The organism is Tardiphaga sp., from assembly GCF_044340795.1.
Lineage (GTDB): Bacteria > Pseudomonadota > Alphaproteobacteria > Rhizobiales > Xanthobacteraceae > Tardiphaga.
The window spans coordinates 1-14198 of record NZ_JBIISY010000161.1 but is presented as its reverse complement, the minus strand read 5'-3'; the positions used below and the strand labels follow the sequence as shown (position 1 = coordinate 14198).

Here is a 14198-nt window from a genome sequence, read left to right as displayed (position 1 = left end):
GCCCATCTGTGCCGACGACACCGGAGACGAAGCGATGTCCTGGCCTTCCTTGTTGAGGCGGCCGAACAGTTCGTTGATCACCCAGTTGGCGGCGAGCTTGCCGTCGCGGGCCTTGTCCTTGAGGCCATCGAGCACGGCTTCATAGAACTCGGCGCTCTCGCGCTCGGTCACCAGCACGGCGGCATCGTAATCCGACAGGCCGAAGGCGCTGACGAAGCGTGCCTTCTTTTCGTCCGGCAGTTCCGGCAGCCCAGCCTTCAGTTCGGCGACAAACGCCTCGCTGAACTCCAGCGGCAGCAGGTCGGGGTCAGGGAAGTACCGATAGTCATGCGCTTCTTCCTTCGAGCGCATCGAGCGGGTCTCGCCCTTGTTGGGGTCGTAGAGCCGCGTCTCCTGATCGATACTGCCGCCGTCCTCGAGAATGCCGATCTGGCGGCGCGCCTCATAGTCGATGGCCTGGCCGATGAAGCGGATCGAATTGACGTTCTTGATCTCGCAGCGCGTGCCGAACGGCTCACCCGGGCGGCGGACCGAGACGTTGCAGTCGGCGCGCAGATTGCCCTTCTCCATGTCGCCGTCGCAGGTGCCGAGATAGCGCAGGATGGTGCGCAGCTTCGACACATAGGCCTGGGCCTGCTCGCTGGAGCGCATGTCGGGCTTGGACACGATCTCCATCAGCGCCACGCCGGAGCGGTTGAGATCCACCGAGGTGCTGGACGGATTGCGGTCATGCACCAGCTTGCCGGCATCCTGTTCGAGATGCAGGCGCTCGATGCCGATGGTGGCCGTCTCGCCGCCGTCCAGCTCGATGGTCACCTCGCCCTCGCCCACGATCGGCGACTTGTACTGGCTGATCTGGTAGCCCTGCGGCAGGTCCGGGTAGAAATAGTTCTTGCGGTCGAAGGTCGAGCGCAGATTGATCTGCGCGTTCAGGCCGAGACCGGTGCGCACCGCCTGGCGGACGCATTCCTCGTTGATCACGGGCAGCATGCCGGGCATCGCGGCATCCACCAGCGACACATGCGTATTGGGCGCGCCGCCGAAGGCGGTGGACGAGCCGGAGAACAGTTTTGCCTTGGAGGTGACCTGGGCGTGGATTTCCAGCCCGATGACCATTTCCCAGTCGCCGGTGGCGCCCTTGAGAAGCTTGGAAGTTTTGACAGGTGCGTTCATGGGGGCGTTTTACAGCGCGACGCGGCGCGGGAAAAGGGCGAACTCCGCGGCTACAGGATGGGTTGAGCGCGGCGATACCCATCCTGCGGCATCAGCAGGCCAGCGCCTCAATATGGCCGGCCCGGGTATAGTCCAAAAGCAACCTGTCACGCGTTACGAGCCGCCAGCCACGGGCACGAACCGTGGCTGCGAAAATACGGTCCGCAGGATCGTTGGGCGGCTTTCCCGGCAGGAATGACGACGCGATCAGCACGGCGGGTGAGATCTTTACGAGTTGCAATCCGGGCTTTTGCGATACGCGATCAAACCAGCTCTGCGGGTCAGAGCGCAAAGTCATGCGACCACGCGACACCAGCATGCCAAGCTCCCAGGCCGTGACCGGCGAAAGATATAGCGGTTCTCCGGACTCCGCTGCCCGTTTGAGCTCAGCAACAGCAGGGGCCGCAAGGGGCATACCTTCGAAGAACCAGACAGCCGCGCAGGTATCAAGGAGCAGGGCCATATTTTTTCTCGATCCAGTCCGTCAGATCGGGATCTGCTGGTTCGGTAAGATCGACGCCGGGTGCGATCGTGACCGTTCCCTTCATGCAACCGAAAAGAGGATGGTGGCCGGTCTCAATGTTGGGCGGTGCGTCGCGGTCAATCGAGGCACCTCGGCGGAAGGTTAGCTCCCCTGCCACAAGATCGACTGCCTCGCTGCGAAAGCCCGCGGCCAGCCAGGCCTTGTCCTCAGCCCCGGCCGGCGCATTGCTCCACCATGCGCGCTCCTGCTGGGCGGCGGCGGGTAGTTTGAATCCGACGATCTGCTCGATCTGGGCAAAGCTCAGGCGCACTTCGCGGCCCGGCTGGTTCTGCAGGAACTGGGTCAGCGGCTCATAGCGGCTCATGGCACTCTCCCCATCAGCACGACTAAGCTAACAACCGATCCACAACACATCAAGGTTGGGCCGGCCGCTCACATCCCCGCGACGAATGCCTTGAACACCGGGCTGGCCCGCAACGTGTCCCTGCCCGCTGCGATGACGTCGTCCACCTGCGCCTGCGGCAGCGTGAAGCGCGTCGGGACGCTCTCCAGCACGGCGGCCCGCTCCCCATCGAGTTGGTCGAAACCGAGGCGGCCGACGAAGAATTGCAGGTCGCGACAATTCCAGCCCGGGCGCGCGCCATAGCTGGCGCGCTGCGCTGCGGACAAGCTGCAGCGCCAGGCGATCAGCGACGACTGATAGTCCTTCATGGTGCGATCGAAGGCGGTGTAATTCGCACCGACGCTGGCATCCATGGTGGTATCCACCGCGGCCTTCAGCAATTCGATGCCATCCGGCCCCTGCACCGTGTTGACCCAGTTGCCGGACAGGCCGGTCTTGGCGTCCACCACCAGGAACAGCGCGCGCCGCAGGCGCACAGCCTGCTGTGGCGACAACGGCCCGTAGGGCGTGTCCGACGACTCCCGCGTGATGGTGAAGCCGGCCACGCCGTAATTGTCGACAAGGCCGCCATCCATCAGCTTGATATAAGGCACAGCACCTTCGCGATAACGGATGATCGCTTTGGCGTAGTTGTTGAGCATCGGCGAGGCGTTGCGATTTGTCGCTGCACGCTGCACCCAGGCCGGCAGCGGCGTGTTGCACTTGCCGGGGAAGGCCTGCACCACGCCTGGCGCGAAGGCGATCGGCACGGCGGCCGAGGTCGCCACCGCCTGCGAGACCGGGAATTTTCCGATATCGCTGCAGATCGCATCAAAGGCCGTGGCGCCAAACACGAAGGGCACGCGGTTGTAGATGTCGGATGCGTTGATCCACACCCGGGGCGAACCGGTCTGCCGCGCCTGCCCGTAGGTGATGCCGTCGAACAGATTGGCATCGAGCCATTTCGTGAAGGCGGTGGAATCGTTGATGCCGCCGCCGAGCGCGCGGCCAATCGTGCCAAGCGACAGCTGCGTCTGCAGCCCCGCCTCGGCATTCTGCAGCAGGAAACGTTCGCGGAAATCGACAAGTGCCGCGCGTTTCTTGATACCGAAATAGGCCGCAGTGACGGAGCCGCCGGAGACGCCCGAGATGAAATCGATGCGATCGACCATCTTGTCGCCGGAGCGCGGCATGGTGATGTTGTCCATCTCCTGCAGCACACCGAAGGAATAGGCCGCAGCGCGCGTGCCACCACCCGAGAAAGCGAGACCGATCATCAGATCGTCGAGCGCGGCGGGATCGGCAAAATTGAGCGCGAGATTGTCGGTGGGGCCATTCGGGCCGACCGGTACGTTGACCGGCTCGTTATAGACCGAGGCGCAACCCAGCAGCAGCGCACTCGCCGCCACCACCGCCCCCAACGAACGCAACCTACGCATCGCCATCGCACTCACGAATGTCTCACAGGCATCGACAACGACACAGCCGTCCCCACAGCAACGGGAGTTGTCATGGGGAGACTAAGGCAATCGCATACAATTTGATGCAATCCGAAAGCCACAGGTGCCCGCGCACCGCCAACGTGGTTATTGATTGGATAAGAACCGCCCTTGTAGCCCGGATGGAGCGCAGCGCAATCCGGGGCCGGCTTTTAGCTATCTCTGCTGTCCCGGATTTCGCTTCGCTCCATCCGGGCTACAGACCTACCACCACTTCTTCGGCGTAAATCGCCCGGACGCCTGTTCGATCACCTCGCCGAGGGAGAACAACGTCTCTTCGTCGAACGGACGACCTATCAGCTGCAAGCCGAGCGGCAGGCCCTGTGCGTCCTTGCCGGCCGGCACGGCGATGCCCGGCAGGCCGGCCATGTTCACGGTCACCGTGAAGATGTCGTTGAGATACATCTCGATCGGATCGGCGCCGCCCTTCTCGCCAATACCGAAAGCGGCGGACGGCGTAGCGGGCGTCAGGATCGCATGGATGCCCTTGGCAAAGCAGTCCTCGAAATCCTGCTTGATCAGCGTGCGGACTTTTTGCGCACGCAGATAGTAGGCGTCGTAATAGCCGGCGGAGAGCACATAGGTGCCGATCATCACGCGGCGGCGGACTTCGGCACCAAAGCCTTCGGCGCGGGTGTTCTCGTACATGTCGACGAGATTACGGCCGGGCACGCGCAGGCCGTAGCGCACGCCATCATAGCGCGCGAGGTTCGACGAGGCTTCAGCCGGCGCGACGATGTAGTAAGCCGGCAGCGCGTATTTGGTGTGCGGCAGCGACACTTCGACGAGTTCGGCGCCAGCCGCCTCGAGCTGCTTCGCGCCATCCTGCCAGAGCTTTTCGATCTCGGCCGGCATGCCGTCGATGCGGTACTCCTTCGGAATGCCGATCTTCATGCCCTTCACGGATTTTCCGATCGCGGCCTCATAGTCCGGCACATCGCGATCCACCGAGGTGGAGTCCTTCGGATCGTAGCCGGCCATCGAACGCGTCAGGATCGCGGTGTCGCGCACCGTGCGCGCAACGGGCCCGGCCTGATCGAGCGACGACGCAAACGCCACCGTGCCCCAGCGCGAGCAGCGGCCATAGGTCGGCTTCAGCCCGACAATGCCGGTGAAGGCCGCCGGCTGGCGGATCGAGCCGCCGGTGTCGGTGGCGGTGGCGCCGAGGCAGAGCCCCGCAGCAACGGCCGAAGCCGAACCACCCGACGAACCGCCGGGTACGAGGTTCACGTCCGAGCCTTCGCGGCGCCACGGATTGATCACGGGGCCGAAGCACGAGGTCTCGTTCGCCGAGCCCATGGCGAATTCGTCATTGTTGAGCTTGCCGAGCATCACGGCGCCGTCGCGCCAGAGCTGGGCGGTCACGGTGGACTCGTAAGGCGGCACGAAATTGCCGAGGATTTTTGAGCACGCGGTGGTGCGCACGTCCTTGGTGGCGAACAGATCCTTGATGCCCAGCGGAATGCCGCCGAGCGGCCCGCCCTCGCCCTTCGCGATCTTACCGTCAGCAGCCTGTGCCATGGCGCGCGCCTGATCCGGCGTCTCCAGCACATAGGCATTGAGGACGCGCGCAGCTTCCATCGCTGCAAGATGCGCATCGGTCAGTTCGACCGACGTGAAGGACTTGTTCGCAAGGCCGTCGCGGGCCTCGGCGAGCGTGAGCGACGTCAGATCTGTCATCTATTTATTGACCGGGCTGCAAAAGAACGGAGAGAGCGTCTTGTCGTTTTCGGGGGCTTCGCCATTGAACATGGCGCGGCGTTTCTTGTCGTCTTCGATCTGCGCGGCCTGCACCTTGTCGAGGATGGCGTCCATGGCGGCGTCGACATCCTTCATCTCGCCCTGGCGCTCCATCTGGTCGAGGTAGTCCATATAGAGCTGATAGGACTTCTCATCGTCGCACAGCAGGCACATGGCAGACTCCTGTCTCGGTTACTCGACGACTTTCGGCACCAGGAAGAAGTTATCGTCGGCATCCGGCGCATTACGGGTGACGAGATCGACGATCTCGCCATCGGTGACGGCGTCGATGCGCTTCTTCATTTCCATCGGCATCACCGAGGTCATCGGCTCGACGCCGTCCACATTCACTTCCTGCAGCTGCTCGACGAATGCGAGCATGGCGTTCAGTTCGCCCTGCAGATGGGGAACCTCGTCCTCCTTGACCGCGATGCGCGCGAGATGCGCGATACGGCGAACGGTGGCAGCATCAACCGACATTTATATAGGGCCTCTGGGCGAAATCTGCCTGCCCTATAGCAGATGGAGGTTTCGCGCCGCAACCGCGCGGGGGAACTCGCTCGGCCGTAGGGCGGATGAGCGGAGCGTAATCCGCCGGCCGATTGCAAAGCTGAAACTCCGCGGCGGATGACGCCTTCGGCTTATCCGCCCTACGGTTTGAGCCCAGCCATCCGCTCCAACCCATCTTTAGCCAATTTCCGCGTCAGCTCCGCCGCCGGCAGTTCGCCGCCGAGATGCACCGCCTGCCCGGCCCAGAGGTTGGAAAAATCCGTCTTGCCTCCCTTCTCCGCGGCCGCCTTCAGCGGGCCGAGCGCCGTGGCCGCATGCGGGAACGCCGGGGCATCCGGCGACACCGGACCGACCTCGCGCATCACGCGGTTGATGACGCCGCGGGCCGGACGGCCGGTCATCACATTGGTGATGACCGTGGTTTCGTCCGAGGCCGCTTTCAGTGCCGCCCGATTCGGCGCAGCAAGGGTCGATTCCGGCGTGCGCAGATAGGCGGTGCCGATCTGCACACCTGCTGCTCCCAGCGCAAAAGCCGCCGCGATGCCGCGGCCATCGGCAATACCGCCAGCGGCGATCACCGGCAGTTTCACCGCATCCACCACCTGCGGCACCAGCGACATGGTGCCGGGCTGGGTGGCGATATCGTCGGCCAGGAACATCCCGCGATGACCGCCGCCATCGGCGCCCTGCGCAATGATGACATCGGCCCCGTTCTGCGCGAGCCAGATCGCCTCGCGCACGATGGTGGCCGAGGCGAGCACGATGGCGCCCGCCGCTTTCACGCGCTGGAGCAGCGGCTGCGGCGGCAAACCGAAATGGAAGCTGACCACTTCGGGCTTCACCTCCTCCACCAGCGCACACATCACCTCGTCGAACGGCGCGCGGTTGGCCGCATTGATCGGCGCGGCCGGGTCGATGCCGTGTTCGCTGTAATAGGCGCCCAGCCGCTTCCTCCAGCGGTCCTCGCTGGCCGCATCGGCCTCCACGGGGGTGTGGCAGAAGAAATTCAGATTGACCGGCGCCGGGACCTGCTGGCGGAACACCTGAATCTGCTCGCGCGCCTTGTCGGCCGAGATCATCGCGCAAGGCAGCGAGCCCAGTCCGCCGCCCTGGGCCACGGCGATCGCCAGCGCCTGGTCATGCGCGCCGGCCATCGGGGCCTGCACTATGGGAGCTTCGATCTTCAGCAAATCGATCAAACGACGGTCCGGCCACATCGCAAAGAACCTCACTTCAACGAGCAGAATGCCGCTCGATCCTGCAGCATTCGTGCGGCAACTGTGGGACCAACTTGCGTCGCATGGCAAGCGTGCTAATGGGTCGCCATGCCCGCTCTCATCCTCCCCCTCATCGACGCTGCCGCGCATCTGCCGGCCCGCGGCGCGCTGATCGGCCTCGATCTCGGCACCAAGACCATTGGGGTTGCGGTATCCGATCCCGATCGCCGTCTTGCCACCGGCGTCGAGACCATCGAGCGCAAGGCGTTCAAGGCGGATGCGGCGCGATTGCTGTCGCTTGCCTCGGAGCGGAACATCTGCGGCATCGTGCTGGGCCTGCCCATCAATATGGACGGCAGCGAGGGGCCGCGGGCGCAATCGACGCGGGCCTTTGCGCGCAACCTGGCGCAGCTCACGGACATGCCGATCGGCTTCTGGGACGAGCGGCTTTCCACTGCCGCGGTCGAGCGCGAGCTGATCGCCAACGATGTCAGCCGCGCAAAGCGGGCGAAGGTCATCGACCAGCACGCGGCCATCTTCATCCTGCAGGGCGCGCTGGATCGCCTCGCCGCCCTGTCGCGTTCTCCGGACATTCGCTGACAATGCTGACCGTGTTTGCGGCCCTGGTGCCGGTCTTCCTGCTGATCGTGCTCGGCTTCGGCCTGCGTCGCTCGCTGATGAAACAGGACGTCATGTGGATCGGAGTCGAGAACCTCGTCTATTACGTGCTGTTTCCCGCCCTGCTGATCCTCAGCCTCGCCCGCGCCAATCTGAAATCGGTGCCGATCGCCGGCGTTGGCGGCTCGCTTCTGCTGTCCGTGATCGTGATGTCGCTGCTGTGCCTCGCGTTGCGGCCGCTGCTGGCAAGGGCCATCGGCCTCAGTGGCCCCACCTTCAGCTCGCTGTTCCAGGGCGCCACGCGCTGGCAGACCTTTGTCGCGCTCTCCGTGGCCGGCAATCTGTGGGACCAGCTCGGCATCACGCTGGCCTCGGTGGCCATGGTGGCGATGATCCCGCTGCTGAACGTGCTTTCGGTCTGGGTGCTGGCGCATTACGCGTCGCCCCAGCGAATGTCGTGGCCGGTGCTGCTCAAGACCATCGCCAAAAATCCGCTGATCTGGGCCTGCATCATCGGTATCGCCATCAATCTCGCGGGTTTGCCGATGCCGCGGCCCGCGCATGAATTCCTCGATGCACTCGGCCGCTGTTCCCTCGCCATGGGTCTGCTGGTCGTCGGCGCCGGGCTGCAACTGGAAGGGCTGCACAGACCCGGCGCGGCGGCGATGCTGACGGTCGTGCTCAAGCTGGCGGTGATGCCGCTGATCGCCATCGGCCTCGGCGTCACCTTCGGCCTCAGCGGCACCAGCCTCGCCGTGGTCGCCTGCTGCGCAGCGGTGCCGGCGGCGTCAAATGGCTATGTGCTGGCGCGGCAGATGGGCGGCGATGCGCCGATGCTGGCGCAGGTGCTGACGATCCAGACGGCGCTGGCGGTGCTGACGATGCCGGTGTTCATCGCGTTTGCGGAAGGGATTCAGCCGTAGGGCGGATGAGGCGGAGCCGTAATCCGCCGCGGAGTTTCAGCTATGCCCTCGGCCGGCGGATTACGCTGCGCTCATCCGCCCTACGGTCAAGCCGAGATAACGCCCTTCATGATCAGCAGCGTCTGCACCGTTGCTGCAAAATTGTTGAGGGCGTGAAGCCAGATGGTCAGCCAGGTCGAACCGCTGCGATAGCGCAGATAGCCGAACAGCAAACCCATGGTGAAAACCTGGGTGAACAGGAACGGATCGTAATACTGCGCGTGCATCGCGGTCCAGACCAGCGATGACAGCATCATGGCCCCGACCGGCCGCAGGAACGATTCCGACCAGCCGCGATACAGAAAGCCGCGCGCCAGCAGTTCCTCCGTGATCGCAGCGCCCGCCGTGAGCGCGATCACCAGCAGCCAGAGCGTGCCATCGGCCTGCGCCGACTTCACCACCTCCAGCATGAAGCCCGGCGCCGATTTGTGGCCAGTGAGTTTTGCCATCACCTCCCACGCGCCGACCAGGACAATCAGCGCCACCGTACCAAGCAGCCAGTTCTGCCAGGAGGTGTTGCGCAGTCCGAGATAATCGGTGGAGGATTGTCGCGCGATGCGGATCGCCAGCCACAAAGCGAGGCAGACCGCGGGCAGTCCCATGATCACCGAGAGCGCCACTGTCGTGCCACTGCTCACGGCGCTGGCGATCAGACCGACATCGATCGGCTCGCCGCTGCGCAGCACCTGATAGGCAACCACCGTAAGCTGGCCGAGCGACATGGCCGCGAAGGCCAGCACGCCCCACAGCGTGGTGCCCCAGAATTTCCAGACCCGCGGCGGCTTGGTCGCCGGCGGAAGGTCGGTCGGTGCCGGCGTGTCGATGGCACTCACAGTGGCAGCGCCCGCTCGAGCAAGCCGCGGGCCTGCGCCTCGCCGATATCCGCCGCGCCGAACAGCATGCTGCGCGGGCCATCGAGGCGGGTGCGGGCGAACAGTTCGGCATGGGGCGGATGGATCAGGTTCAGCGCCGCCACCGCCGCCAGCATCGCCAGCGACTCCACCACCTGCCGCGCCGAGCGCTCGCTGTCCTGGCTGAGCAGGCCACGGATCACGAAGGATGCGACATCCGATGCGCCGGGCAGCCCCCGGGTTTCCAGCATCAGTTCCTGCAGCACGCCGGTGGCGGCATCGCCTTCGCGCGACAAGGCACGCAGCACGTCGAGGCACATGACATTGCCCGAGCCTTCCCAGATCGCATTGACCGGCGCCTCGCGATAATGCCGGGCCAGAATGCCTTCCTCGACATAGCCATTGCCGCCGAGGCACTCCATCGCCTCATAGAGGAAACCGGGCGCGGATTTACAGACCCAGTATTTCACCACCGGCGTCAGGAAGCGCATGTAAGCGGCTTCGGTCGGATCTTCCGGCGCCTGATCGAAGGCGCGGCACAGGCGCATAACGAGCGCGGTGGTCGCCTCCACATGCAGCGCCATGTCGGCGAGCACGCTCTGCATCATCGGCTGATCGGCGAGATGCTTCTGGAACACGCTGCGATGGCGCGTGTGATGCAGCGCGTGGACGAGCCCCGAGCGCATCAGTCCGGCGGAGGCGATGGCGCAATCCTGCCGCGTCAATTGCACCATCTGGATGATGGTGCGGATGCCCTTGCCTTCCTCGCCGACGCGCAGCGCATAGGCCTCATCGAACTCGACCTCCGACGAAGCGTTGGAGCGATTGCCGAGCTTGTCCTTGAGGCGCTGGAAATTCAGCGCATTGAGCGAGCCATCAGGCCGGAAACGCGGCATGAAGAAACAGCTCAACCCGCCCTCTTCCTGCGCCAGCACGAGGAAGGCATCGCACATGGGCGCCGACATGAACCATTTGTGGCCGGTGATCTGGAACGCATCGGCATCGCGCTTCGCGATGGTCATGTTGGTGCGGACGTCGGTGCCGCCCTGACGTTCGGTCATGCCCATGCCGAGGGTCATGCCCGATTTCTCGAACCACGGCTTGAAACTGGGATCGTAGGTGTTGCTGCCGATGATCGGCATCGCGCGTGCCAGCACATCCGGCTGCGCGGCGAGCGCGCCGACCGCGGCGCGCGTCATGGTGATCGGGCACAGATGCCCGGTCTCAACCTGCGCAGCCATGTAGAACTTTGCTGCGCGAACGGTCTCGGACGCGCGGCCTTTTGGCTTGCCGTCCGCGGTCCATGTCGAATTGTGGATGCCGGCGGCGACGCTTGCGGCCATCAGTTCATGATAGGCGGGATGAAACTCGACCTCGTCACGGCGATTGCCGCGCGCATCAAAACTGCGCAGTTTCGGCGTGTTCTCGTTGGCCCGCCGCGCGCGATCGGCCATCTCGGCCGAGCCCCACTGCTTGCCAAAATCGGAATGCGCGATGAAAGCGCTGGAGGCGTCATTGAAAGCCAGCGCATCGACCAGCGGCCGGTCCAGCTCGAACAGATTGACGTCCTCGAAAGGCGGCGACTGATTGAGGACCGCATGTTTGGCGGAGGTGGGAGAAGTCATCAAGATGTTCCGGCAGCAGGAGCGTGGTGCGAATCATTTTACGATGGATCGGGCCTCAATACGAGGCGCGCTCGCCCGTAGGATGGGTAGAGCGGAGGCGCGCCAGCGCTGGAGCGAAACCCATCAGCCGAGCTCGCGGCAATCGACGGAATGATGGGTTTCGCTTCGCTCTACCCATCCTACGCTTCGAGCTTTCACCGCCTGATCGGAAAATCATAAGCCTTGTTGCCGACACCCGGCATCGAGAAGTGCCACCATTCCTTCGCATAGTTCACGAAGCCCTGCCTGCGCATGGTCGTCACGAGAATGTCGCGCCAGCGACGTTGCGCCGCGCTGATCCCACGCGACGCGGTCCACGCCTTCGCGTCGGAGCAGTCGTATCCCGTGCCCATGTCGACACTCGCTTCCGGGGCGCGCTGCGCTTCGGAGGCGATGCAATTGCCGTATGCGCGATTGGGATCGAATGGCGGCGATGTCACTGGTGCGCGCAGATCGACCAGCGTCAGATCGATCGCGGCACCGGTGGAGTGGCCGGAGCGCTCGGCGATATAGCCGAGGCGAAACAGGTCCGCCTTGTTGAAGGATGGATTGTAGCGCTTCTGTGCCGGCGTCTCGTTGCCGTCCTGCGCCCAGGCCACCATGTCGCGCGAGGCGCGTGCCGGGCGATAGCAGTCGAGCATCTTGAGCGACAGGTTCTGCGCCTTCAGCTCCTGCTGCACCTTTGCGAGCGCCTGCCCCACCGCCCGTTTCACCACGCATTCCGCCGCGTCATAGCCAGCGAGCCTGCGGCCGACGAAATTGTTGACGCCGGCATAGCGGATGTCCTGCTGGATGCTCGGGTCGAGATCGCGGAGGAAGATGAAATCATCGGGCAGAGCCTGCGCAGACGTCGGCGCGCACATCGTCACCATCGCTGCTGCGAGAAGACGGCGCATCACCGGATACGCTCCGAATTGACGGTGAGCTTGCTCAGCGCCGTATCGGTATAGCGGCTGCCGGGATAGACATCGTCGATGACGAATTTCAGCCATTGCGCTTCCACCGGCGTCGTCAGTGTCCAAGTCTGCACGCCGGAGCGATCGTCCAGTTCGAGCGGAATGCGTTCGCCGGACGACGTCTGCAGCAGCAGGCGACGCACGCGGCCATTCTTGCGATAGATGTCGTCATCCTTCTGATAGCCGTTGCGGAAGACGAAAGAGCGCACGCGACGCGGGCTGTCGAATTCGACGGTGATCCATTCGCCGACGCCCGGGCCCTGCCGCCCCTCCACCCACGCCACGCCTTGCGGACCGCTGAACAGATTGGCGGGACCATAGGCATTGTTGAACTGGCCGGGCAGCACCGAACTCACGCAATAGGTTTCCGCACCATTGCGGGCGCAGACCTCGTTCGACGCGCCGGGTCGCGGTGCAGTGGCAGCACGTTCCGCTTCGGCCTGCTTTGGCGGAATGGCGGCCACATCGACGCGTGGTGGCGGCGGCGCGATGGCCGCCTTCGGTGCGTCGATGGAGGTGCCGGCGAGATAGATGCGGCCGCCGAGCGTCTGGTCGTAATAGGCGGGCGTCTGTTCGTGGGGCGCAGGGTTGCCGGCGCGGTCGGTGGCACGGAGCGCCAGTGCCGCCACGCGCTCCCGCGTTTCCACCGCGAGATCGCCGAGATGCAGGCCGGGTTTTACCAGTTCCTCGGCGAAGATGCGGGTGAAGACGGAATTCGGCTCCGGGTCCCGGTCGGTCAGGCGATCCAGCGCGGTCTGGCCGATGCCGGCGGAATAGATCGTGAAAATGCCGCGCGCCGGCTTGGCGTCTGCCAGGCCGCGCGAACTGCCGATGGAACGACCGGCATTGCGCGGGAACGGATTGTCGCGACAGGCATCGATCACCAGCAGCGCCACGCTCACGGATTTCGCCTGGATTTCGGCGATGATATCCGGCTCGGCCAGCGAGGCGCCGCGGACGCGCGCTTCGGCGCCCTCATTCACCGGCGGCACGTCGCTCGGCACGAGATAATTGACGCCGCCGATGGCGACGCCGTGGCCGGCGAAGAACAGCGCGGCGGTGTCGCCGGGAGCGAGTTTAGCGGTGAAATCGGACAGCCGGTCCACCATGGCCTGGCGGCCGAGATTGGTGCCGATGGTGACGTCGAAACCGAGGGACGTCAGCGCGCGGCCGATGGTGCGGGCGTCGTTGACGGCCTTCTGCAGCTGCTGGGCAGCAGGCATGTTGGTGTAAACGTCATTGCCGATGACGAGCGCCACGCGCTTGGCCTGGGCTGCCGGAGCGGACAGCAGGACAATAAGACCTCCGAGAACCGACCAGATCGACATTGGCGTCTTCATCGGATCTCGCTCTGACGTAGGGCGGATGAGCGTAGCGTAATCCGCCGCTACGCCGAAGAGGCGGATTACGCCTTCGGCTCATCCGCCCTACAGCCGAGCGAATCCGGAATTATTGCAATTCTACCATGACACCCACATCCCGGGGGATAACCCGGAACCCGGCGATCCGCGCTTGCCCCCTGCGGCAACGAGCCCTATAGCATTTGGCTTTAATGACCAGCGCCCCCAAATCCAGTTTCGTCTTCGCGCACCGGCATCTGCTGGGGATCGAAGGCCTGAAAGCCGCCGAGATCACCGGCCTCCTCGACCTGTCCGAGGAATATGTCGAGCTGAACCGGCAAGTCGACAAAAAGCGTTCCTCGCTGCGCGGCCGCACCCAGATCAACCTGTTCTTCGAGAATTCGACGCGCACGCAGTCGTCGTTCGAACTCGCCGGCAAGCGGCTCGGCGCCGATGTCATGAACATGTCGGTCGCCTCCTCGTCCATCAAGAAGGGCGAGACGCTGATCGACACCGCGATGACGCTGAATGCGATGCATCCGGACATTCTGGTGATGCGCCATCATGCCTCCGGCGCGGTGGAATTGCTGGCGCGCAAAGTCGACGGCTCCGTGATCAATGCCGGCGACGGCGCACATGAACACCCGACCCAGGCACTGCTCGACGCGCTGACCATCCGCCGCAACAAGGGCCGGATCGAGGGCCTCGTGATCGCGATCTGCGGCGACGTGCTGCATTCGCGCGTGGCGCGCTCCAACATCAT

14 protein-coding genes and 1 pseudogene are annotated in these 14198 nt (G+C 64.4%); 3 read left to right on the top strand and 12 right to left on the bottom strand.

Annotated features, from left to right (window positions below):
- The 8 genes from gatB to ACIQ17_RS22415 form a co-directional block, all read right to left on the bottom strand.
- A partial coding sequence (gene gatB / locus ACIQ17_RS22450) for an Asp-tRNA(Asn)/Glu-tRNA(Gln) amidotransferase subunit GatB (RefSeq protein WP_398471373.1) occupies positions 1 to 1173 on the bottom strand: 1173 nt, incomplete at its 3' end.
- A gap of 91 nt (positions 1174 to 1264) precedes the next feature.
- Positions 1265 to 1675 carry a type II toxin-antitoxin system VapC family toxin gene (locus tag ACIQ17_RS22445; protein ID WP_398471371.1) on the bottom strand — a complete coding sequence of 137 codons (411 nt, stop codon included), beginning with the start codon at positions 1673 to 1675 and terminating at the stop codon, positions 1265 to 1267.
- Entirely contained in the window at positions 1659 to 2060 is a 402-nt protein-coding gene (locus tag ACIQ17_RS22440; protein ID WP_398471370.1) for a hypothetical protein, read from the bottom strand. Before ACIQ17_RS22440 ends, ACIQ17_RS22445 begins: the two co-directional genes overlap by 17 nt.
- Before the next feature lie 68 nt (positions 2061 to 2128).
- Positions 2129 to 3517, bottom strand: coding sequence for a patatin-like phospholipase family protein (locus ACIQ17_RS22435; RefSeq protein ID WP_398471369.1), 1389 nt, complete (start codon positions 3515 to 3517; stop codon positions 2129 to 2131).
- 264 nt (positions 3518 to 3781) lie between these two features.
- Complete coding sequence (gene gatA, locus ACIQ17_RS22430) at positions 3782 to 5257, bottom strand: Asp-tRNA(Asn)/Glu-tRNA(Gln) amidotransferase subunit GatA (RefSeq protein ID WP_398471367.1); 1476 nt, start codon at positions 5255 to 5257, stop codon at positions 3782 to 3784.
- Positions 5258 to 5491 (bottom strand): hypothetical protein, encoded by a 234-nt coding sequence (locus ACIQ17_RS22425; RefSeq protein WP_398471366.1) that lies wholly within the window; start codon positions 5489 to 5491, stop codon positions 5258 to 5260. It lies immediately after the preceding gene.
- An 18-nt stretch (positions 5492 to 5509) separates the two neighbouring features.
- The gene (gatC, locus tag ACIQ17_RS22420; RefSeq protein WP_398471365.1) at positions 5510 to 5797 is read right to left on the bottom strand and encodes an Asp-tRNA(Asn)/Glu-tRNA(Gln) amidotransferase subunit GatC; all 288 of its coding nucleotides are present in this window, start codon (positions 5795 to 5797) and stop codon (positions 5510 to 5512) included.
- 170 nt (positions 5798 to 5967) lie between these two features.
- Positions 5968 to 7044 (bottom strand): NAD(P)H-dependent flavin oxidoreductase, encoded by a 1077-nt coding sequence (locus ACIQ17_RS22415; protein ID WP_398471364.1) that lies wholly within the window; start codon positions 7042 to 7044, stop codon positions 5968 to 5970.
- A 108-nt stretch (positions 7045 to 7152) separates the two neighbouring features.
- Here ACIQ17_RS22415 and ruvX point away from each other — a divergent pair, with 108 nt between their 5' ends.
- Positions 7153 to 7644, top strand: a complete 492-nt coding sequence (ruvX, locus tag ACIQ17_RS22410) for a Holliday junction resolvase RuvX (protein ID WP_398471363.1) — start codon at positions 7153 to 7155, stop codon at positions 7642 to 7644.
- A 2-nt stretch (positions 7645 to 7646) separates the two neighbouring features.
- On the top strand, positions 7647 to 8585 hold the full coding sequence (locus ACIQ17_RS22405) for an AEC family transporter (RefSeq protein WP_398471362.1): 939 nt from the start codon (positions 7647 to 7649) through the stop codon (positions 8583 to 8585).
- 86 nt (positions 8586 to 8671) lie between these two features.
- On the opposite strand, the gene ACIQ17_RS22400 is transcribed toward ACIQ17_RS22405, so the two are convergent.
- The 4 genes from ACIQ17_RS22400 to ACIQ17_RS22385 all read right to left on the bottom strand — a co-directional run bounded on the left by ACIQ17_RS22400 (position 8672) and on the right by ACIQ17_RS22385 (position 13435).
- Complete coding sequence (locus ACIQ17_RS22400; RefSeq protein ID WP_398471361.1) at positions 8672 to 9457, bottom strand: lysostaphin resistance A-like protein; 786 nt, start codon at positions 9455 to 9457, stop codon at positions 8672 to 8674.
- Positions 9454 to 11100: an acyl-CoA dehydrogenase family protein gene (locus ACIQ17_RS22395; RefSeq protein ID WP_398471360.1), complete on the bottom strand. Its 1647-nt coding sequence runs from the start codon at positions 11098 to 11100 to the stop codon at positions 9454 to 9456. Before ACIQ17_RS22395 ends, ACIQ17_RS22400 begins: the two co-directional genes overlap by 4 nt.
- A gap of 194 nt (positions 11101 to 11294) precedes the next feature.
- Positions 11295 to 12035, bottom strand: a complete 741-nt coding sequence (locus tag ACIQ17_RS22390) for a M15 family metallopeptidase (RefSeq protein WP_398471374.1) — start codon at positions 12033 to 12035, stop codon at positions 11295 to 11297.
- Positions 12035 to 13435 (bottom strand): NADase-type glycan-binding domain-containing protein, encoded by a 1401-nt coding sequence (locus tag ACIQ17_RS22385; RefSeq protein ID WP_398471358.1) that lies wholly within the window; start codon positions 13433 to 13435, stop codon positions 12035 to 12037. The genes ACIQ17_RS22390 and ACIQ17_RS22385 overlap by 1 nt, the downstream gene beginning before the upstream one ends.
- A 212-nt stretch (positions 13436 to 13647) precedes the next feature.
- Here ACIQ17_RS22385 and pyrB point away from each other — a divergent pair.
- Positions 13648 to 14198: pseudogene (gene pyrB / locus ACIQ17_RS22380) on the top strand (aspartate carbamoyltransferase catalytic subunit); the annotation flags it as partial.

What these genes read in the sequence shown, in the direction of transcription:
- gatA (WP_398471367.1), bottom strand. Translation starts at nt 5,257, where the DNA reads ATGACAGATCTGACGTCGCTCACGCTCGCCGAGGCCCGCGACGGCCTT.
- ACIQ17_RS22405 (WP_398471362.1), top strand. Translation starts at nt 7,647, where the DNA reads ATGCTGACCGTGTTTGCGGCCCTGGTGCCGGTCTTCCTGCTGATCGTG.
- ACIQ17_RS22415 (WP_398471364.1), bottom strand. Translation starts at nt 7,044, where the DNA reads ATGTGGCCGGACCGTCGTTTGATCGATTTGCTGAAGATCGAAGCTCCC.
- ACIQ17_RS22440 (WP_398471370.1), bottom strand. Translation starts at nt 2,060, where the DNA reads ATGAGCCGCTATGAGCCGCTGACCCAGTTCCTGCAGAACCAGCCGGGC.
- gatC (WP_398471365.1), bottom strand. Translation starts at nt 5,797, where the DNA reads ATGTCGGTTGATGCTGCCACCGTTCGCCGTATCGCGCATCTCGCGCGC.
- ACIQ17_RS22395 (WP_398471360.1), bottom strand. Translation starts at nt 11,100, where the DNA reads ATGACTTCTCCCACCTCCGCCAAACATGCGGTCCTCAATCAGTCGCCG.
- ACIQ17_RS22425 (WP_398471366.1), bottom strand. Translation starts at nt 5,491, where the DNA reads ATGTGCCTGCTGTGCGACGATGAGAAGTCCTATCAGCTCTATATGGAC.
- ACIQ17_RS22445 (WP_398471371.1), bottom strand. Translation starts at nt 1,675, where the DNA reads ATGGCCCTGCTCCTTGATACCTGCGCGGCTGTCTGGTTCTTCGAAGGT.
- ACIQ17_RS22385 (WP_398471358.1), bottom strand. Translation starts at nt 13,435, where the DNA reads ATGAAGACGCCAATGTCGATCTGGTCGGTTCTCGGAGGTCTTATTGTC.
- ruvX (WP_398471363.1), top strand. Translation starts at nt 7,153, where the DNA reads ATGCCCGCTCTCATCCTCCCCCTCATCGACGCTGCCGCGCATCTGCCG.
- ACIQ17_RS22390 (WP_398471374.1), bottom strand. Translation starts at nt 12,035, where the DNA reads ATGCGCCGTCTTCTCGCAGCAGCGATGGTGACGATGTGCGCGCCGACG.
- ACIQ17_RS22435 (WP_398471369.1), bottom strand. Translation starts at nt 3,517, where the DNA reads ATGCGTAGGTTGCGTTCGTTGGGGGCGGTGGTGGCGGCGAGTGCGCTG.